This is a genomic window from Lachnospira hominis (ex Hitch et al. 2025), from assembly GCF_040096395.1.
GTDB classification, from domain to species: domain Bacteria; phylum Bacillota; class Clostridia; order Lachnospirales; family Lachnospiraceae; genus Lachnospira; species Lachnospira hominis.
The window spans coordinates 206,712-227,780 of record NZ_JBBMES010000002.1 but is presented as its reverse complement, the minus strand read 5'-3'; the positions used below and the strand labels follow the sequence as shown (position 1 = coordinate 227,780).

Annotated in this window: 21 protein-coding genes and 1 tRNA gene; 4 read left to right on the top strand and 18 right to left on the bottom strand. The window is 36.4% G+C overall.

Annotated features, from left to right (window positions below; all coding sequences use genetic code 11):
- Positions 1-141: 141 nt before the first annotated feature.
- A complete protein-coding gene (locus WMO38_RS03075; protein WP_349161398.1) occupies positions 142-1,035 on the bottom strand; it encodes a DNA-3-methyladenine glycosylase family protein in 894 nt (297 codons plus the stop codon).
- Between the two features lie 440 nt (positions 1,036-1,475).
- On the opposite strand from WMO38_RS03075, the gene WMO38_RS03070 reads away from it, so the two are divergent.
- Positions 1,476-1,724 carry a hypothetical protein gene (locus WMO38_RS03070; RefSeq protein WP_349161397.1) on the top strand — a complete coding sequence of 83 codons (249 nt, stop codon included), beginning with the start codon at positions 1,476-1,478 and terminating at the stop codon, positions 1,722-1,724.
- A 76-nt stretch (positions 1,725-1,800) separates the two neighbouring features.
- Here WMO38_RS03070 and WMO38_RS03065 read toward each other — a convergent pair whose 3' ends face one another.
- The 4 genes from WMO38_RS03065 to WMO38_RS03050 form a co-directional block, all read right to left on the bottom strand.
- A complete protein-coding gene (locus tag WMO38_RS03065; RefSeq protein WP_349161396.1) occupies positions 1,801-2,532 on the bottom strand; it encodes a DUF6062 family protein in 732 nt (243 codons plus the stop codon).
- A gap of 64 nt (positions 2,533-2,596) precedes the next feature.
- Positions 2,597-3,202, bottom strand: a complete 606-nt coding sequence (locus WMO38_RS03060) for a manganese catalase family protein (protein ID WP_021866918.1) — start codon at positions 3,200-3,202, stop codon at positions 2,597-2,599.
- 1 nt (position 3,203) lies between these two features.
- Positions 3,204-3,557 (bottom strand): spore coat protein CotJB, encoded by a 354-nt coding sequence (locus WMO38_RS03055; RefSeq protein WP_021866919.1) that lies wholly within the window; start codon positions 3,555-3,557, stop codon positions 3,204-3,206.
- On the bottom strand, positions 3,554-3,706 hold the full coding sequence (locus tag WMO38_RS03050) for a spore coat associated protein CotJA (protein WP_349161393.1): 153 nt from the start codon (positions 3,704-3,706) through the stop codon (positions 3,554-3,556). Before WMO38_RS03050 ends, WMO38_RS03055 begins: the two co-directional genes overlap by 4 nt.
- A gap of 185 nt (positions 3,707-3,891) precedes the next feature.
- Between WMO38_RS03050 and WMO38_RS03045 the strand changes: the two genes are divergently transcribed.
- Positions 3,892-3,963 (top strand) — tRNA-Gly (locus WMO38_RS03045).
- Positions 3,964-4,158: 195 nt separating this feature from the next.
- Here the strand turns inward: WMO38_RS03045 and WMO38_RS03040 are convergent.
- From WMO38_RS03040 to WMO38_RS03030, 3 genes are all read right to left on the bottom strand, one after another.
- Complete coding sequence (locus tag WMO38_RS03040) at positions 4,159-5,031, bottom strand: methionyl aminopeptidase (RefSeq protein ID WP_021865895.1); 873 nt, start codon at positions 5,029-5,031, stop codon at positions 4,159-4,161.
- Positions 5,032-5,102: 71 nt separating this feature from the next.
- Entirely contained in the window at positions 5,103-6,755 is a 1,653-nt protein-coding gene (locus WMO38_RS03035; protein WP_349161391.1) for a putative manganese-dependent inorganic diphosphatase, read from the bottom strand.
- 100 nt (positions 6,756-6,855) lie between these two features.
- Positions 6,856-8,262 (bottom strand): methyl-accepting chemotaxis protein, encoded by a 1,407-nt coding sequence (locus WMO38_RS03030; protein ID WP_186835845.1) that lies wholly within the window; start codon positions 8,260-8,262, stop codon positions 6,856-6,858.
- A 150-nt stretch (positions 8,263-8,412) separates the two neighbouring features.
- On the opposite strand from WMO38_RS03030, the gene WMO38_RS03025 reads away from it, so the two are divergent.
- Positions 8,413-9,423, top strand: a complete 1,011-nt coding sequence (locus WMO38_RS03025) for an ABC transporter substrate-binding protein (RefSeq protein ID WP_349161390.1) — start codon at positions 8,413-8,415, stop codon at positions 9,421-9,423.
- Here WMO38_RS03025 and WMO38_RS03020 read toward each other — a convergent pair.
- From WMO38_RS03020 to WMO38_RS02980, 9 genes are all read right to left on the bottom strand, one after another.
- Positions 9,403-11,745 carry an HAD-IC family P-type ATPase gene (locus WMO38_RS03020; RefSeq protein ID WP_349161389.1) on the bottom strand — a complete coding sequence of 781 codons (2,343 nt, stop codon included), beginning with the start codon at positions 11,743-11,745 and terminating at the stop codon, positions 9,403-9,405. The genes WMO38_RS03025 and WMO38_RS03020 overlap by 21 nt on opposite strands.
- 4 nt (positions 11,746-11,749) lie before the next feature.
- Positions 11,750-12,568: a YhfC family intramembrane metalloprotease gene (locus tag WMO38_RS03015; protein ID WP_186835848.1), complete on the bottom strand. Its 819-nt coding sequence runs from the start codon at positions 12,566-12,568 to the stop codon at positions 11,750-11,752.
- Positions 12,569-12,774: 206 nt separating this feature from the next.
- Positions 12,775-12,972 (bottom strand): cold shock domain-containing protein, encoded by a 198-nt coding sequence (locus WMO38_RS03010; protein WP_021865901.1) that lies wholly within the window; start codon positions 12,970-12,972, stop codon positions 12,775-12,777.
- A gap of 127 nt (positions 12,973-13,099) precedes the next feature.
- Entirely contained in the window at positions 13,100-15,097 is a 1,998-nt protein-coding gene (locus WMO38_RS03005) for an LTA synthase family protein (protein ID WP_349161388.1), read from the bottom strand.
- Positions 15,098-15,099: 2 nt separating this feature from the next.
- Positions 15,100-15,801 carry a DUF2225 domain-containing protein gene (locus WMO38_RS03000; protein ID WP_349161386.1) on the bottom strand — a complete coding sequence of 234 codons (702 nt, stop codon included), beginning with the start codon at positions 15,799-15,801 and terminating at the stop codon, positions 15,100-15,102.
- Between the two features lie 18 nt (positions 15,802-15,819).
- A complete protein-coding gene (locus tag WMO38_RS02995; protein WP_186835850.1) occupies positions 15,820-17,484 on the bottom strand; it encodes a glutamine--tRNA ligase/YqeY domain fusion protein in 1,665 nt (554 codons plus the stop codon).
- Positions 17,485-17,549: 65 nt separating this feature from the next.
- A complete protein-coding gene (locus WMO38_RS02990) occupies positions 17,550-18,062 on the bottom strand; it encodes a shikimate kinase (RefSeq protein ID WP_186835851.1) in 513 nt (170 codons plus the stop codon).
- Positions 18,059-18,943 carry an Hsp33 family molecular chaperone HslO gene (gene hslO, locus WMO38_RS02985; RefSeq protein ID WP_349161385.1) on the bottom strand — a complete coding sequence of 295 codons (885 nt, stop codon included), beginning with the start codon at positions 18,941-18,943 and terminating at the stop codon, positions 18,059-18,061. Before hslO ends, WMO38_RS02990 begins: the two co-directional genes overlap by 4 nt.
- Before the next feature lie 36 nt (positions 18,944-18,979).
- Entirely contained in the window at positions 18,980-19,726 is a 747-nt protein-coding gene (locus tag WMO38_RS02980) for a class I SAM-dependent DNA methyltransferase (protein ID WP_021865907.1), read from the bottom strand.
- A gap of 169 nt (positions 19,727-19,895) precedes the next feature.
- On the opposite strand from WMO38_RS02980, the gene WMO38_RS02975 reads away from it, so the two are divergent.
- Positions 19,896-20,498 carry a hypothetical protein gene (locus WMO38_RS02975; protein WP_349161382.1) on the top strand — a complete coding sequence of 201 codons (603 nt, stop codon included), beginning with the start codon at positions 19,896-19,898 and terminating at the stop codon, positions 20,496-20,498.
- Between the two features lie 38 nt (positions 20,499-20,536).
- On the opposite strand, the gene WMO38_RS02970 is transcribed toward WMO38_RS02975, so the two are convergent.
- Positions 20,537-21,043 carry an SEC-C metal-binding domain-containing protein gene (locus WMO38_RS02970; protein ID WP_021865909.1) on the bottom strand — a complete coding sequence of 169 codons (507 nt, stop codon included), beginning with the start codon at positions 21,041-21,043 and terminating at the stop codon, positions 20,537-20,539.
- Positions 21,044-21,069: the final 26 nt, after the last annotated feature.

The following is a 21,069-nucleotide window of genomic DNA, read 5'->3' as shown; positions in this document are numbered from 1 at the left end:
CACTCATTATTTTCGAGTGCTAATTACGATAACATTAAAATATCACTACCCTTTTTGTTTGTCAACAGCTATTTTAAATATATTATTTATTTAATGATTTCATTATAATTTTTTAATATTTTTTTGCTGTTCAATAAGGAACTAATTTGTCTTATTTTTCAATCCTATTTTTTCTGATTTTCCATAATAAAAGAGATACTGCTGTGCATAGCCGCCATATTTTCCGAAATGCTCCACGCCGTATGATTCTATTTCCGCGTTGGAATGTTCCTTGCCATCAAAATAAAGACTCTGCATAATCCTCTTTATCCAGACGTCAACCGGGAATGCTTCCCTGTAACCTAATCCAAAAAGGCTCACACAGTTAGCAACCTTCATTCCCACACCTTTTATTTTCATAAGCTGTTCACGACATTCATCCACACCACATTTTCTTAAATTCTCTTCTTTTATTATTTCATTATTCACAAATTCAACCGCATTATAAATATATGGAGCACGAAATCCCGTTTTGCACTCTCTCAATGCATCTATATCTGCTTGTGACAACTGCTGTGGCGTCGGAAAGCCATAGAAATCAATCCCGCCAACACTTCCCTGATATTTGCCGTAATCGTGTGAAATTCTTGCAACGATCTGTTTGATATGCGGAATCTGCTTATTCTGCGAAATTATAAATGAAATCAATGTCTCAAAAAATTCCTGATTAAGAATTCTTACACCCCACATCTTTTCCACAGCCTCACGCAATTTTTCATCTTCTTTCAACAAAAATGACTTTATTTCACCATAATCTCTATCCAAATCGAAATAATGACACCATATTTTTTCAAATTCTTCTTTTGTTGTATCAAATAAATACAGTTTATCATCCTTCTGGGCTGCATGCAGAAATTTTCCATATGCTGACATTCCATATTCATCATCATCAATTTTCTGAAAATGAAAACACTGTCCGCACTCCATCGTCTGTCCCAGATCAAAATCTTTCAGATTATGTATTATAGTATCTTTTCCTTTATATTCAACGTCCATATGTATACCCCATATCTGTCATGTAATATTATTGCTCATTTTTCTCATATAATATCACACTGTAACTGCAAAATACGAATTTTTATTATTATTTTATATTTTGCACTTTAAAAAATTTTGTTTATAGAGTAGAATACTTAGAAACAATGTAACACAATGACAGTTTTGCTTCGCAAAACAAGGAGGCTAAATCCTCTGCTCCTGCAAGGGCACGGATTTACGCGAGTAATGAGCCAAAGTTTAAGCTTGCTTAAAACCTTGGCGAATACCGCGATAACAAGAAAAACTTTAAGTTTTTCTTGTTTTGCTTCGCAAAACAAGGAGGCTAAATCCTCTGCTCCTGCAAGGGCAGTCGCATTTTGCTTCGCAAAACAAGGAGGCTAAATCCTCTGCTCCTGCAAGGGCAGTCGCATTTTGCTTCGCAAAACAAGGAGGATTATATGGCTAAGAATTCTAAGAAAATTATTGCTTTGACTGCTGCCGCGGGTGCTGTCGGAGCTGTTGCCGCCACATTGGCTGCTTGCTTCACTAAATATAGAAAAAATAAAAATGCTGATAAAACTGCCGATGAAATCACGGCTGATAATGAAAATGATGACATTAATACTATAGACTTTGAATCTCTGACTAATGATACTCCACGCGAATATGTATCAATAAGTATCAATACCCACAAAGAAAAAGAATAAAACAGTTCTTTATTTATTAAATCATTTAATAAAAGCCCACGAAACACCATCAGTTCAGTGCTCCGTGGGTTTTAATTTACTTTTTCTTCTTTTCTTCTTCAGGAAGAACAGAAGCTGTTTTTATCATTGCTCTTGTAAGCGAATCTTTTGCATTTTTCCAAGGTTCATCAGCATATTTATGGTCAAATTTGTTGATAAACCATTCAACATCATCACGAACACGCTTCATGTTTTCAAGATATAACCTATTGGTCTGTTCAACTAAATCATTAAGAATCTGACCACTCATTTTTGATGATGCCTCTTCTATGAGAATTCCGTAGTGTTGCGTACAAAATCCTTGGCACTCATTGTATTTTTTCCTAAATGATTCATCCTGTTTGTAAAGATAAATTATTGTATCTATATATCTTTTAAATGTATCTTCTATCCTCTCACATACAAAACATTTTGTATTAAGTTCTTTGGTATAATCTGATATGCCATTAGGCTGCACTTTTGAAAACAGCTTTTTACCTTTTACAGGCTCCTGTGCCTTTTTTGATATATCTGCTATAACCCTATCCATATGAGTTTTCATTACAAGTGCAAAACCAAGCCTATTTTCACAATTGTACACATCTTTGATATGTTTTTCACAAAATCCAAGCTCATCTGTCTTTGCTCTTATATCATCCTCCATATAGCTGGGACCCATCGTATATTCAACCGCTGCATTTTCAAGCTCACGCTTCATATAACATACCGGACACTCACATCCACTGTCAAAAGCATCGTTAACCGGTATTGTAAATATTTTTTCTTTCATCTGCATGCAAATTCCTTTCAATTAATCCACATCATTATTGACATGTATTATTGCTATTATCTGATTATTTGCAGCCTTTGTCAAACTCCGGATTAAATGCATAAAAATTCTTTGAGTTGAGACTATCCTGAATCATTGAAAGTGCTTCGCCAAATCTCTGAAAATGCACTATTTCTCTCTCCCTCAAAAATCTCAATGGGTCAAGCACATCCGGGTCATCTGTAAGCCTTATAAGATTCTCATATGTTGAACGTGCCTTCTGCTCCGCTGCCATGTCTTCTGTTAAATCTGTAATTGCATCACCTTTTGACTGGAATTCGCACGCATTGAAAGGAATTCCACCTGCAGCCTGCGGCCAGATTCCCGCCGTATGGTCAACATAGTATGCTTCAAACGGCGTTCCTTTAAGCTGTTCAACCGTCATGTTACGTGTGAGCTGATGCACCATTGTGCTAATCATCTCAAAGTGAGCGAGTTCTTCTGTTCCAATATCTGTAAGAAGTCCCGCCACAGCACGGTCAGGCATGGTATAACGTTGCGAAATATAACGCATTGAAGCCCCAAGCTCGCCGTCAGGTCCACCATACTGACTGATAATCATAGCCGCAAGTGCCGGATTTGTCTGTTTAATATTTATAGGATACTCAAGCCTTTTTTCATAATTCCACATATCAACAGCCCTCCTTTTCCCATGGAAGTGGTGTCGCCTGCCAGTTCCAGTAACCACATCCGTTAGTGCCGGTTGCAATGATTGCACCAAAACACTCCTCATAATCAGCAACAGCTTCGGAATATTGTGGTTTTATTGAATTATAATATTCAATAGCTTCGGCATCATCGGGGTGCGTATCAAGGTATAATAGAGCTTCTGTCATGGCAAACCCAAGTTCATATATACTCATAAGTCCTTTATTTTTATTATACGTCTCAACTGCCGGCATGGCATTTCGCTGCTGCATATTTCTGTTTTGCTGGCTGCATCCACAGTTTCGCATATTTGCATTTCTCATATAATTGTTATTCATCGACAGCCTCCTTTAAAAGGTTTATCCAAGGCTGCAAAAATAGTCCCTCTTGCCAATGCCTTACATGGTTCATATATGTCGCCCCAACGCTGCCATGGAACATAAGCCATTCCAACAACCTGAAGCTGTACAGAATTTGGACAGTTCATAAAAACCTCATAACAGTTAATGTTCTATTTAGTCTATGCTTTGAATATAATTTGGTGTCTTCATATTTTCATACAAAAAAAATATATTTTTTCAAATTTACCCCTTGACAATTTATAGAATTTTATGTAAAATGATACTTGCGTTCGGCATTGTAGATAAATGCTGGCATAGTTAAATAGTTTATGCGCGAGTGGCTCAGTGGTGGAGCACCTCCTTGCCAAGGAGGGGGTCGCGGGTTCGATCCCCGTCTCGCGCTCTTTTGTTTAAGAAGTCGAATTTCGGCTTCTTTTTTTATATAATTACACAAAATCAGACTGCTTACATGAGACTTACCCATTCTATTAATCCGGTTAAGCAGTATATTTTTTAACATTTAACGGCAGCCGCCAGAATCTTGTATAAACATAAATTCTGGCGGCTGCCGCAATAATTTTTCAATATTATATTTATTTTACCAGCTCATTACTTCGTAACCGGTATCTGTGACAAGAACCATAATTTCCCACTGTGCCGATGGCTCATCATCGTCTGTATATATTGTCCAGCCATTATCTTCATCAACATAAATGTCAGGCACACCCATATTTATCATAGGTTCAATTGTGAATACCATTCCAGGTGCCATAACCATTCCTGTTCCTTTTTTGATAACATAACTTACAAATGGTGTCTCATGGAATTCAAGTCCGATTCCGTGTCCGCCGACATCTCTTACTACAGAATAGCCATTTGCCCTTGCATGATCATTAATCGCCTGTGCAACATCTCCAAGGTGTCCCCATGGTTTAACTTGTTTAAGTCCAAGTTCAACACACTCCTTTGCTACATCAACGAGCTTTTTGTTTTCAGGAGAAACATTTCCTATGCAATACATTCTTGATGAATCAGAAAAATACCCATCAAGAATTGTTGAACAGTCAACATTTATAATGTCGCCATCAACTAACTTTATATTACTTGATGGAATACCATGGCATACTTCATTATTAATTGACGTACACACGCTCTTTGGAAATCCCTCATAATTAAGCGGTGCCGGAATTCCTCCCATTGCCGTTGTCTTTTCATATACCATCTGGTCAATTTCTTCTGTTGTCATCCCGGCTTTAATATGTTCACCTACATAATCAAGAACTGCTATGTTGATTTTGGCACTTTCACGCATTTTTTCAAGCTGATATTCATTTTTAATGATGCTTCTAGGTGGAACTTTGTGGAATTTTTTCCTGAATGTCTCTATTTTTCTGTCGAAGTCAGCATGACACTCTCCATAATTTTTTCCACTTCCGCACCAGCAAGGCTCATCTCTTCTTAACTTTTTCATTATAATCCTCATTTCCCGAAATTTTTTCCATTCAACATTCAATATACGTATATGATTATCATACAATTCTGCTATTGCTGCAATGCTTCCATAATTGCCGGAAGCATCTGTTTCTTACGTGATACAACACCATCAAGATAAACTGAATCGTCGGTTGTACCAACATTAAATGCCTGTGATATTGTTGCCGAGGCATTTTTGCCACTGCACAAAACTTCAGAACCGCCGTCTAATACATTAGTAATCATAAAAAATACCATATCCATTCCGTTATCGCCGGTAACCGTACTGATATAATCTTTCATTTTCACTTTTATATTCTGAACTTCTTCCTGTTCCATACAGTTGACCTGGCCAACGCCTATCACAACATCGCCTACAGAAAACTTCTTGAAATCTCTGTTAAACAAATCTTTAGGCGTCCGGCTTTCGATATTGCTTCCGGCCTTAAACATTGCCCTGCCATACTCTTCTATGTCAATACCGGCAATCTTGGCAAGCTTTTTGCAGGCTTCAATATCATCTGCAGTACATGTTGGAGATTTCAAAATTAATGTATCTGATATTATTGCCGAACATAAAAGTGCTGCAACATCTTTTTCCGGCACAAGATTATGTTCACAATACATCTTATATATTATAGTCGCAGTGCAGCCCAATGGCTGGTTTCTGAAAAATACAGGAAACATTGTCTGTATTGAACCAATACGGTGATGATCAATAATTTCCATAATATCAGCCGTATCCACACCATCAACAGCCTGGCTTCTCTCATTATGGTCAACCAGAATAAGCTTCTTTTTTCCATGTTTTAAAAGATTTCTTCTCGAAATCATGCCGATATATTTACCATTTTCATCTGTTATCGGGAAATCACGGAAACGCTTTTTTGCCATGACATCCTGAATATCCTCTATGAAATCTGTATTCTTAAATGTGATAAGGCCTTCCGAATGCATCATATAGTAACTTATGGGTATGCTCTGGTTTATAAGTCTGGCAACCGTATACGTATCGTAGTCAGTAACAATAATAGCACAATTTTTTTCTTGTGCAACCTTTATAATTGTCTTTGAAACTGCTGCACCCTCACATATAACAATGCATCTTGCGTCCATTTCTATAGCACATAACTGGGCTTCATACCTGTTTCCAAGTATAACTATATCTCCCTTATTGATAAATTGTTCCATTAAGTCAGGGTTTGCTGCAGCTATTACAACTTTACCGCTGTCTACTATCTGTGTTGTATCGCCTGTAACAACCTTTGCTTTCAACGTATCTACAATATTTTCAAATCGTGTCTTTGCAACTGACAATATGTTACTGTCATAAACCTCAAAATATGAACGTGATATATCGCCTATTGTAACAAGTCCCTTCAAAATTCCATCACTTGCAATAGGAAGCGTTACAACATTGTTCTTTTTCATTATTTCCCAGGCCTGTTTTATTGAAATATTTTCATCAACACCATCAACAAAATGTATATCAACATCTTTAACCTGTGGCCGTACATCACGCATATATTCCGGCGGTTTTATTCCCAGATTTTTAAACACAAACTGTGTCTCTTCATTAAGATGCCCTGCTCTTTTCGGAATATAACGTTCTCCTGTTATAATAGTTTTAAACCTGGCATAACATACGGCTGAACACACTGAATCTGTATCAGGATTTCTATGCCCTATTACATATATAGGAGTTTTCACATTTTCCTCCATTCCACAGATAATTACTATAATCTGCTAATATTTTTAATATTTCAAAAAGACTGCCATATACGATATTGCAAATAAATACCACATATAACAGTCTTTTATATTAGTTACGGAATACAACAATCTCAGTTGATTCTGTCTCACCAAGCTGTCTTAACTTTGCCTGCATGTTCTTTATCTTCTTCTGATATACATAGAATGCATCATGTGCCTTATTGAAGTATTCCATAGCAAGTTCTACATTGCCATCTTCTTTTGCCTGCCATGACTGTGTAGCATACTTGTGAATATCATTATGTGAAGCTTTTAATTCTGCAAATTCAGTACATCCTGTAATAGCCGGGTCTGTCTGTGCTGCAAGCCACTTACCAAGCTTACATGTCTCATTATTATTAAGCTGTGTAATCTTTAAATGTTCAAAATCAACAACATTGTTATATACACGCCACATAAGAATAAAGTGGTCTATCTCAAATATTCTGAGCCAGTCCTGAGTTGTAACCTCAGCAAAGCCTCGAACCATATCACTTCTTGTCGTATCAATATAACGTCCAATCTTGTATACATGCGTACCCTGTTCTTTACAATCCTTAGACAGTTCTTCGTAACTGTCAGATATGTTAGATACCTGTTTTGCAAAATCCGATGTGAATTCTGACTGTTTATCAATATCAGAAAATACTTCATCAATCTTATCTTTTATCTCTGTCATCTGTGATGCCATCTTTTCAATATCTACAAGTGAATCTTCAACTTTTTTATTACCTTCTTCAAGTTTTGAAGTTGTCTCATTCATTGATTCAGCAAGAACTCCGATATCATTTTTTAATTCATTAACATATCTTACGATATCTTCTGCTGACTCTGATGTATTACTTGAAAGCTGTCTTACCTGGTCTGCAACAACCGCAAATCCTTTTCCTGCTTCACCTGCTCTTGCCGCCTCAATAGATGCATTAAGTGCTAAGAGATTACTCTGGCTGGCAACTTTTTTAACAATATCAACAATCTCACTGATTTTATCAATCTTATCCTGAAATTCCTGCACCTGTTCATTAATCCTGCTTATATTTTCTGATGACTGGTTTACAACCTTGATACTTTCGTTCATGTTGGCTGTACTGTTCTGTGCTACTGCAAGCATCTCATGTGTATTATCCTGAATACCGCCAACTGTCTTTGAAATATTATTAATTGATTCTTCAAGATTATGACTTGCTTCTTCCATCTCAGCTATTGAGTCCGTCTGTGACTGTACCTGATCAAGCGTATTCTTTACATACGAATTATCGCCAATTGATTCCATAGCCTCATTAAGACGCATAACAAAGTTGTTATTTGACTTCTTAAATGCATGAATCAGCTCATTAAGCTTCTCTCCATATGCCGGATTATCAAATGCCGTTACATCGATATCATCATATTCACCCTGTATGACTTTGTCCATCATCTGCATCATAACATCTATATCATGACTAACATTACTATTATTTTTATTTTTTCCAAACATAGCGATTACTCCTTCCGCTGTCTTTATTTAAGCACTTTCATGCTTAAATTCCGCACATGATATTTTTTAATATGATAACATAATTTCCAAAAAAAAGAAACACTTATTTTGATTTCACATATTATAATAAAAAAGTTTTATGGAGTTTCTATGAAGCATGCATTTAAGCGGCTTACCGCCCTTATTATGATTATGGTTTTTACATGTATATCACTTATAGGATGTACAAAACACACAAAAAAAAATGATATCAGAAAAATCACCCTGAATGAAGTTGCACACTCTATTTTTTACGCACCTCAATATGTGGCAATCGAAAAAGGATATTTCAAGGACGAAGGCATTGATTTAACTCTTGTCACCGGCTTTGGTGCTGATAAAGTTATGACCGCACTCATAAGTGGAGATGCAGATATTGGTTTTATGGGTTCTGAAGCCTCTGTTTATATATATACCGGTGGTTCTTCAGATTATGCTGTCAATTTTGCACAGCTTACACAACGTGCCGGTAATTTTCTTGTCTCAAGAGATAATATAAGTAATTTTAAATGGAGTGATGTAAAAGGAAAAACTATCATCGGAGGAAGAGCCGGCGGCATGCCACAGATGCTTCTCGAATACATTTTAAAGAAAAATAATATTGATTGTAAAAAAGATGTTGAAATAGTGCAAAATATCGATTTTGGTTCAACTGCTGCAGCTTTTGCGTCTGGTCTTGGGGACTTTACTGTGGAATTTGAACCATCTGCAACAGCAATTGAGTCAGAAAATAAAGGATACATTGCTGCTTCGCTCGGCGTAGACAGCGGTTATGTTCCATATACAGCATATTGTGCCAAAAAAAGCTTTTTAAAGAATAATCCTGAAATAATACAGTCATTTACCAATGCAATCCAAAAGGGTCTTGAATTTGTAAACAGCCACAACAGCAGCGAAATCGCCGCCGTTATAGCTCCACAGTTCAAAGAAACTGACATCCAGACACTCACAAAAATAGTTGAACGTTATAAATCACAGGATACATGGAAAAATGATACTATTTTTGAAGAGTCATCATTTTCTCTGCTTACTGACATTTTAAAACAGGCCGGAGAACTTGACGAGAATGTCCCTTACAACAAACTGGTAACAACTGATTTTTCAAAGAAAGCGGTTAAATAACTTTCCTATAAGTTTACACATTCCATAAAACACAGGAATTGCACCTGCCATCCATATAAATGTCATTACAAACAATGGCAATGGCATGCTGCTTATTGCAAATAATCCCGGGAATAACAGAATACCACCAACTATTCCAGCTCCCATCAACACGCAAACAACTGCCCTGAACAAATCAAACGGTCTGCATACGCGATACAATTCTGCCATTCCTACTGTGAGCAGGATAAAAGTAACTGATGTTGACAGCTGTTCATGCGGTATTCCACTGAAATTATTGTATACAGTAAATATCGCAACGAGAAGAAAATCCGTCAATGCTGCCGGAAGTGCCTTAATAGCAACATTCACAAGAAATCTTCCTTTTATCCGGCTCCTGTTTCTTTGCATTGCAAGAAAAAATCCCGGAGCACCGATTGTAAATGCCCCAAGCAGGGACAGCTGTGTAGGATACAATGGATACCTGTGTCCTACTATAAGTGTAAACAATGCTAAAAGCATTGAAAATATATTCTTTACAAGAAACAGCGAGGCTGTCCTTTGGATATTATTAACTACTCTTCTTCCTTCAAGAACAACTGATGGCATACATGAAAAATCTGAATTAACAAGCACTATCTGTGCCGCATTGCATGCCGCTTCACTTCCGGAACCAAAAGCTATGCTGCAATCGGCACTTTTGAGTGCAAGTACATCATTGACACCATCGCCGGTCATTGCGACCACATCACCGTTATCTTTGAGAGCCTGTATTATTCTTCTCTTCTGTTCAGGCTGCACTCTGCCAAACACTGTATACTTTAGTGCCGCAGCTTCAAGTTCCTCATCTGTCTGAAGTGACGAGGCGTCTATAAATTTATCAGCATTAATAATTCCTGCATCGTGTGCAACACTTGATACTGTCACCGGATTATCTCCCGATATAACTTTTATCTCAACTTCCTGATCTGCAAAATACTTAAATGTTTCTTTTGCATCTTCTCTTATCGCATTGCCAATTGCAATAAGTGCGAGCGGTTTCGCAGGCGATGTAAGTTTCTTACCTTCCGGATTATAGTCTAAAATTCCAAACGCCATAACTCTTAGACCTTTTCTTGCATATGACTCTATATGGCTTTCATATACAGAATACTCATTGAGAAGCAGTTTTTCCGGTGCACCAATTATATATGTATCTCCTGATGAAAACGTAGCACTGCTGTACTTTGTCTCAGATGAAAATGAACAGACACTCTCCGCCTGCCTCGTCTTTTCCGAATCAAAATATTGCTGCAACGTTTCCATTGTAATATTATCAGTATTGAGATTATTAACAAGATTGCCTATCATCTCATGAAGTGCCGGAAATTCACCCTGCTCATAGTATTCAAGCGGCTCAACCTGTGCAACTGACATCTTATTTTCTGTTATTGTTCCCGTCTTATCAACACACAGGATATTTACTCTTGCAAGTGTTTCCACACATGCCATTTCATGTACAAGAACATCCTTTTTTGCAAGTCTCATTACACTTACAACAAGTGCAATACTTGCAAGAAGATATAAGCCTTCAGGTATCATTCCTACAAGTGCAGCTATCATCGACACAACGCTCTGCTGTAACGTATTGCCTAGTGCAAAAAATGTTCTACAAAACATCAATATGCCAATTGGAATAATAGCAATACCTATAACTTTCACAAGCTTGTCAAGAGAACGCATCATCTCCGTCTGCTGTTTTTTTCTCGATGCTTTCGCTTCCAGGGTTATCTTTGATGCATATGATGAAAGTCCTACATTCTCAAGAACAGCCAAACATTCTCCTGACACAACAAAACTTCCCGATAATAGCATATCTCCTTTTTTCTTTGTTATCTCATCAGATTCTCCTGTTACAAGTGATTCATTAACCCTGACAATCCCATCCACAACTACAGCATCTGCACAAATCTGGTTTCCTGATTTAAACCTGCACAAATCTCCTTTTACAAGCGTCTGCGAATCAACTTCTGACTCTTTTCCATCCCTTATAACTTTTGTTTTAGGTGCATTGAGAAGCGTAAGCCTGTCGAGCACACGTTTGGTTCTTAGTTCCTGTATTATACCGATAAGTGTATTTATCACTATAATTGGAAGAAAGGTCATATTAATATATGACCTTACCAGAATTAACAAACATGCAAATATTGCAAATATTAAGTTGAAATATGTAAATACATTACCGGCTACTATCTGGCACACACTTTTAGACTGGCTCTTAACTGTTTCATTAAAAAGTCCGTCTGCTGTTAATTTATCAACCTGTTCCTGTGTAAGACCTTTGATAGTATCTGTATCTGACATATCTTTATTCCCCGTATTTTATCTGCTTTCCTGCTACAGACAATGTATAATACATTGAAGCTGCAAATATAATAAGTTTTATTGCAAATGAAACTGCTATACTTACCATTGATGACGAATCATATAACTGGAATGATATAGCATTAACAAAATAAATGCCTGTTGATAATGCATACCAGTATTTTGGAAGGCTTCCGGTTATAACTCCATATGTTGCATTAGTAAGTGCAAAATGAATAAGCATATCCATGATACAGCCAAGACCCATGAGAAGCCATAACGCTATTGGTGCATTAAAAAGTGTTGATACCGATTCATATGTAGATGTTATATCACTGTTGGAAAGTCCCTGAAAAGCCTGCTCAAGACCTTCATTTCTGATTGCAATACACCATACATAATATGAAACCGCTGTGACACCATATAATATGCCATCACCAATTCCAAGCCCCATACCTGCCATATATACATCACCGCGTGTGTCATATCTTTGTGTTATCATATTGCCAAGCACAACTCTTGCTGCAAGAAATGCAACAGAAGCAACAACGCAATAGACAATTGTATACGCATGCTGATTATATGAAAATGCCATATCTACACTAGGTATAAGTGCAAATGCCGACATAATAAGATTCACACATACAAATACAAAAATCACATAACTTAAAAGTCCGAGAAAGAATGGAACGACTTTGCCTTCCCATCTTTTCTTAACTACAATAAACATTACAATGAAAAATGACAGCATGAGAATTCCTCCTGCCATAATCATCCCTTCTACACCAGACGGCAAAGTCTGTAATAAATCAATTCCTTCCATATATTCCTCCAACATATTGTTCTTTTTTTATTTTATCATATGACAACCTTATTTGCAAAGAAGCCTTTATTTATTTTATATAAAATTTATATAAAATAAAGCAGCTACATAATGCAGCTGCTTTTCACATAATCTTTATTGCAAACAATATATCTTTTCAAAAATTACCTGTATATTTAAAAAGGCACACTGTAGAACATTGCGGATTATAATTTTGTTACATTAGTTGCCTGTGGACCCTTAGCTCCTTCTGTAACATCGAACTCAACCTGAGCACCTTCGTCTAATGACTTAAAGCCGTCCATGTTAAGACCTGAGTAATGTACGAATACATCATCACCATTCTCATCGCTGATGAATCCGTAACCCTTCTGATTGTTGAACCACTTAACTGTACCTTTCATTTCAAGTACCTCCAAAAAAAATGTGACGTTTTGCCTATAAGCAAATACCTCATTCCTATATTAGCATTACTTTTATGCACTGTCAACAACCATTTATATAGTTATTCAACATATAAAAATCATTTTTTTAATTTTCAAACGTCACACGGCTAAGTTCAATTTTATCCTTGCCACGCTGCACAACGGATACTTTATCACCTTTTTTGAGTTTTATACCTTTAGCAATAAGCATATTTCCATTAACAGCCACTGTTGTACATTCTTTATCATTGACAAATACTACGCTGAACGTATTGAAATTCTCTCCTTCTACACATATGTGATCGGAATATTCATATGCATCTGTTATTTTTATCTCATCAGTTCCCATCTTTAAATCCGTTGCCTGATATGGATTTTCTCCACCATATATATCATGGTCACCATATAGTATATCATATTCAAGAATTTTTAAATTTTTAAGATAGTCTGTTGAATCTTTCTGTTTCTGATGATATTTATTAATATATCCTCCTGTAATACCAAGCCTTCCAAATACATATGACGAAAGCTGATACGCTTCCATATTCTTATATTCTCTTTTCAGACCGATATTATCCCATATAATATATGGTGTCTGATATATATTACCATATGAAAGTGTCTCGTTTGTAAAATTAAATCCGGGAAGATGATCGCCATACATTACAAGAATTGTCTGCTCATCCCTTTCTGATAAATACTTTACAAGCTCACCGACAAACTTATCCATCTCATGTATCTGATTAATATAATATTCAAACGCAGCCTTATCTGCCCCATCAAAAAAGTTTTCAACTTTTATCTCAGGATTATAATTTTCCGGCATCTGCGACGGATAATCGCCATGTCCCTGAACTGATATTGTATATATATAATCGGAGCCTTCCGTTGAATCAAGAATTTTTGCAATTTCGCCGGTAAGTATGCTGTCTTTTGCCCAGCCTATCGGATTATATTCAATATCTGACATATATTCTATTGATGTAAATGTATCATATCCAAGATGTGAAAAAACCTTATTGCGGTTATAGAATGTTCCGTCATTATTATGAAGAGCATGTGTGCTATATCCAAGATTTTTCAGGTCATATGCCGCCGATTCACATATAGCCGACTGTAAAACTGTTTTGTAAGGATACTCACCAGGTCCGAAATCATCAAGATTTATTCCTGTCTGTACCTCAAATTCAGTATTTGCTGTCCCGGCACCAAAACATGGCACAGATATATAACCGGCTGAATATTCTGATGATAGTCTTTTCATATTAGGCAATACATCCTGTGAAAATTTAACTTTTTTAACTCTGTCCGGATTAAAAAATGACTCGAGCTGCAAAAATATAATATTAGGTGCTTCCTGTGAATTAACAACGCCATTGTCAGTCTGCTCATTTTCAATATTATTTTTTATATTGTTAATATATTCCTGTGAGTATTCTCCCGATTTGCTTATTCCACGCCCAACAACGCTGCATGAAAAACAATATACAAATCCGTAATGCCTGTATGCTATTCCAAGATTACCAAAATTGCGTCCAAGAACACCTGCCGGAATCAGTATAACTGTCAATGCTGTAACAACTGCACCGGCAATAACTGTTTTTACAGATGAAAATATTATTCTTCTCTTTAATGTCTGTGCAATTATTACTTTTGGTCCTTTAATCCATAAAAACACCAATCCCGCAATACCTGCAATTATTCCAATAACAATCAGTATAATCTGAAAAACATTAAGATATACAGGCAATACTTTAACCGCATCTTTTATCAGATATATGTCCATTGCTGTGAATGGAGTTTTTCTGGCAGACAAAACAACAAAATTGATAACCGCCAGTGTTATCCATATCGCTGATATCATTACATACACAAAAACCTTGCGTGTAGTAAAAAATCCTATACATAATGTAAGAAATATTATTGAAGTATTGTAAAGAAACACAACAGGATTGGCAAATAGCTCTGCCAATCCCCATAAATTTCTGTGATTCAGACATTCAATAATCATATTAATAATCAATGAAAGAATTATCATCTTTCCTACTTCGGTATGCAGACCGGCACAAGCCACGTTTCTGCACCAGAAAAAAATCTTTTTCAATTTTATTTCCCCGCCTTTAATATGTCTATAATCTCACGTTCTTTATCTTTAAGTTTTGTTGAAGCTCCTCTTGAGCTTATTACACTGTAGCCATACTGCATCGCTTTATCATTATCGCCGCTCTTGTATGCAAGAACTGACATAAGATAACTAATAGTATTTTCATCCATTCCACATATCGGAGGATATTCTTTTTGCAATGCTTCCTCAAAACCTTTGTAAGCTTTTTCCCTATAATGCTCTTCTATTTTTTCTTCCGACATAGATCTGTAAAGCCATGAAAGCTTCAGGCATAAATATGCACATTCACTTAATTTTGCAGGCTTTTTTATAGCTGTAAGAAGCGCCATTTTGTATCTGACAACAGCTTCATCATATGAATATATTCCATCGTATTCAACTGAAACACCAGCATACTTACTGCCGATTTCTTCCATAAGCGTTTTACGCTGTGAAGGTGTAATATTATTAAATTCCCTTGATACTGCTGAATATCCGCAATGAGGGCACATATAAACATCATATTTTATGGTGTCAACTCCCTCATATATCGGACGTAAATCCATTTCACTCCCCTTAAATCTTGCTTTTCCGGTCTTTACTATCTTTGTTGTAAATTCCTTCATGCATACAGGACATTCTATCTTTTTATCATAGACATACATACCCTCTTCTTTTTCTATTTCCTGTGTTAATTCACTCACTATGAGCCTCCATGCTTATTATTTTGGAAGTTTAAATGAACTCTTTAACGATACAATCCGGTTAAACACCGGCTTTCCAGCCTCACTGTCTTTAATATCAACACAAAAATAACCGTTTCTTACAAACTGGAATTTTTCTTCTTTTGCTGCATTCATAAGTTCAGGCTCAACATAACAGTTATCAATGACTGTAAGTGAATGTGGGTTTACATTTATTGAACCATCTTCTTCATTATACACGCCTTTTTCTTCATCCACGATATTTTCATATAGACGTACCTGAACCTGCTTGCCTTCAGATGCAGATACCCAATGAATTGTACCTTTTACTTTACGGCCCTCAAAATTACCGCCGCGTGTTTCCGGATCATAAGTGCAATGAATCTCTGTAACTTCACCTGATTCATCAGTCTTATAGTCTGTACATGTAACAAAATAAGCATTCATAAGACGCACTTCATTACCAGGAAACATTCTGAAATACTTCTTTGGAGGATCGATCATAAAATCATCCCTCTCAATATAGAGTTCTTTTGTAAATGGAACTTTTCTTGTTCCAAGCTCCGGATTTTCCTGATTATTAGGAACTTCCATATATTCAACCTGTCCAACAGGATAGTTGTCAATAATAACTTTTACAGGATTGAGTACAGCCATCATTCTGCGTACTTTGAGTTTTAAGTCTTCTCTTATGCAATACTCAAGCATCGGATATTCAACAGAGCCCTGGCTCTTTGTAACACCCACAAGCTCAACAAATGTCTTAATCGATTCGGGTGTAAATCCTCTTCTTCTCAAAGCTGCAATTGATACAAGACGTGGGTCATCCCATCCGTCAACAATTCCATCTTCGACAAGTCTCTTAATATATCTCTTTCCTGTAACAACATTGTTAAGGTAAAGCTTCGCAAACTCAATCTGCTTAGGTGGATTCTCATATTCAAGTTCTCTTACAACCCAGTCATAAAGCGGTCTGTGGTCTTCAAACTCAAGCGTACATATTGAATGCGAAACACCTTCAATAGCATCTTCAATCGGATGTGCAAAATCGTACATAGGATAAATGCACCATTTATCACCTGTTCTATGATGTGAAATATGTGCAACTCTGTAAATAATAGGGTCTCTCATGTTGATATTGGCTGCTGCCATATCAATCTTTGCACGAAGCACTTTCTCTCCGTCTGCATACATTCCATTTTTCATATTTTCAAAAAGTTCAAGGTTCTCTTCAACCGAACGGTTTCTGTAAGGACTTTCCTTGCCAGGTTCAGTAAGTGTTCCTCTGTACTCTCTTATCTGTTCAGGTGTAAGGTCACACACATATGCTTTCCCTTTGCGGATAAGCTTTACTGCAGCCTCATACATTCTATCAAAATAATCTGATGCAAATAAAACATCTCCATGCCACTTTGCACCGAGCCACTCTACATCACGCTTAATCGAATCTACAAATTCAACCTTTTCTTTTGTCGGATTTGTATCATCAAATCTTAAATTAAACTGTCCGCCATATTCCTGTGAAAGTCCATAATTTAAAAGTATTGACTTTGCATGACCTATATGAAGATATCCGTTAGGTTCAGGTGGAAATCTTGTAATAACCTTTTTGCAATGTCCCTCCGCAATATCTTTATCAATAATCTGCTCTATGAAATTTTTTGAAACAGCTTCATTTTCCATTTGATTTTTTCCTCCTGCTATAAAGTTAGTTAAGTATAAAACAAATTTGTTTTTGTTGCAATGTATTAATAATTGCTGTCTTTGTTAATAAGATTATCATAAATGTCATCAACTGACTCTCTTATGCTTTTTCCATTAAGATTAAGTGTAATATCGGCATATTTACGATACAGATTTTTTCTGTCTTCAAATATCTCATCAATTGTTGTCTTTCCATTTGATACAACGCCACGTTCTTTAAGGCTTCCTACTCGCTCTTCCAGCTCAATCTCGTCAACCTCAAGATATATAACAGTTCCGATATCTTTAAAATGCTCCATTGCCGTTTCTCCGTACACGGCACTTCCACCTGTTGCAATAACTGCATGTTCTGCGTTTATTGTACAATTGACATCATTTTCTATTTTGATAAATCCATCGTCACCATATTTTTCAATAATTCTTTCAAGTGTTGTACCGTATTTTTCCTGAATTACAAGATCAGAATCTATAAAACTGTATCCGAGCTTTTTTGCAAGAACTACACCAAGTGTGCTCTTTCCGCTGCCCGGCATTCCGATAAATATTATATTTTTCATCTTCTCTTCTCACAAAGTTCCCGTAAATGTTTTAAGTCATCTATGCTGAAATTATATGCTGTATTACAGAAATGACACTTGACTTCTATAGGATTGCCTTCTTCTATCATCTGGTCAATCTCATCTTTGCCGACACTCATGATTGCCATTGCAACTCTCTCTTTTGAACAGTTGCAATAGAATTCTGTAGGCGTCTTATCCAGAATCTCAAGCCCCATATCCCCGAGAATATGCTCAAGTATTTCCTCCGGGGTCATTCCCTCTTCAAGAAGCTGTGTTACCGACTTTACTTCTTTTATACGTGCTTCAAGCTTTTCTATAGTCTCTTCCTTTGCATCCGGCATAAGCTGGATTATAAATCCACCCGCCTGTTCGACTGTATTGTCCTTATTCATGAGGACACCAAGACCTACTGATGAAGGCACCTGCTCGCTTGTTGCAAAATAATATGTCAGGTCGTCTGCAATCTCACTTGTAACAAGTATTGTATCTCCAACATAAGGCTCTCTTAATCCGATATCCTTTATAACACTTAACACGCCAAGTCCCAACGCACCCGCAATATCAAGTTTTCCGTCTTTTAACGGAAGCATTACCTGTGGATTGGCAACAAATCCCTTTACTCTTCCTTTTGAATCAGCAGTAACCGTCATCGCACCGATTGGACCATTACCTTTAATCTGTATTGTAACGACATCTGAGTCGTTTTTCATCATAGTTCCCATCATCGCACCGCCTGTGAGAAGTCTTCCAAGTGCAACAGTAGCAATCGGGCTCATCTCATGGTGCTGTCTTGCCGTCTCAACGACATTTCTGGTTGTTGCTGCAAACACCCGAATCTGTCCACCTGCTGCAATTCCTCTTACAATATAATCATTCATTCTTATTCCTCCGATTATACATCTTTATTTTCCATTTTAACGCTTAAATACAAAATATAATCTTTCGCTGTCATCTTTTGGTGCATCGTGTGAAAATGCATCATATGTGGCAGTGCATGTAAGTCCTGCCGCCTCTGCTGATGAAAGCACTTCTTCCATTGTAAAACCGTGCTGGCAGTGATTTTCTTCATATCTGTCAAAAGCTCCGTCTTCATTTAATACAAAAACTGCAAGATTGTATATATTATTACGCGTTTTTTCTTCGTAACAATTATCCCATATAAATGCTGAATCATCTCTGTTCTGGGCATATGTATTATCACTTAATATATCTCTGAAAAAATGTATTGTCTTTAAATCAAATATAAATACTCCGCCTTCTTCAAGTCCGTTATATACACATTCAAAAACACTTTTCAAATCATCGGCTGTTGTAATATAGTTCATTGAATCGCCGATGCTTACCATGGCATCAACTGTATAAGGAAGTGCAAAATCCCGCATGTCCTGATGTGTATATATTATCTCCTGATCATTGTCATATGTCTTTTCTGAGGCAATTGCCAGCATATCTTCTGACAAATCTATCCCGATACAGTCATATCCGTTACTGTCAAGTATTCTCGTAACTGTTCCTGTTCCACATCCAAGTTCTGCGATACACTGTCCTTTCTCTATACCATTTTCTTTTAAAAGTTCAATCAGATATTCACTCCACTCATCATATGGAATATTATCCATATATTCATCATATACATAAGCAAATCCTGTATAAGCTTCCATAATTTTCTCCGTTCTTACTGACTCCCGCCACATTTTCATCTTATCTATATAATGTAACAATTTTTCTGAAAAAAAGCAATGTTTATTAAATTACCTTTTCCCTATTTCTTTAAATTTTAATTTATTATATAATAATTTTATATATAACTTTATTAACAGGGAACGTTCTATGAAACTAAAGAAACTAAAGTCAATTTTATTTAACCACCAGATTCAGGCTGCTGTATTCTTATTTTTATTTGTACTTATCACCATATCAGCCTGCATGCATATATCGCTTTTCAAAAGCTTCAAACCACAGTCATACAGTTCATCTGATAATATTGACGACTGTTATCTGTCCGGAGCCAGATATGTCAATGTTGACGCAGATACTTTATATTATACAGGATATGATTATCTTGACCATGACCGTGTAAAAGGACATTACTATTACACTCTTGCTGATGACAGATGTACAATTTATCTTATTTCCACAAAATATTTTAATAAAGATAATGACATTCCTGTATCACTTGATGATGTCTCATTCAAAGCCGTTTTAAAGAAAAATGATACTTATCTTAAACCACTGCTCGAATATATGGCTATTGACTTAAACTGGAATTATTCAGGATTGTCATCACATACATCAACGATAATGATAAGCCAGTATCATTACAGTCTTCCATTATATCTGTGCCTTCTTATAATTACATTTATTGGCATAATTTCATTAGTATTTTACATTGTTAAATATTTCAAAACACTTAAAAAGACGGTGAGGGAATAAATCCTGCACCGTCTTTTATCTTACCAAGACATCGTGGGTTATGCGTTCTTACCGCAGCAGTTCTTATATTTCTTGCCGCTTCCACATGGACATGGCTCATTTCTGCCAATCTTCTTTCCTTTGATAACTGTACCAGAGAGTTTCTGCTTCTTGTAAAGCTCTTTTCTCTTTGCTTCATCTAAAAGATTATCCCACTGTGGAAGTTCATATAACCAGTCAGCTTTTGCACCAACCATGTTGTAATAGAGTTTTTCCTTATCGTAATCAAGATTTACCTGTGTATCCTCTTCCATTGTCTCAATTGGATTAGGATTCTTTAAGCTGTCATTGATTCCGTCAAGAAATCCTGTCATAATTAAAACTTCAACATTAAATTTCTCTGCAAGTTCTTTAACTGTTCCTGATACAGGTTCGTCCGGTGTTGAAAGAATCTGCTCATAAATTCCTTTTTCAAGGTTAAAATAGTTACCCCAGAACTGTGTTGCCTGATTCTGGTTCATCTCTGTCTCGTATGCTAACTTTCTCCAAGTTTCAAGTAAAGCCATGTCTTTTGCTTCCTCTCGCTGTTTTT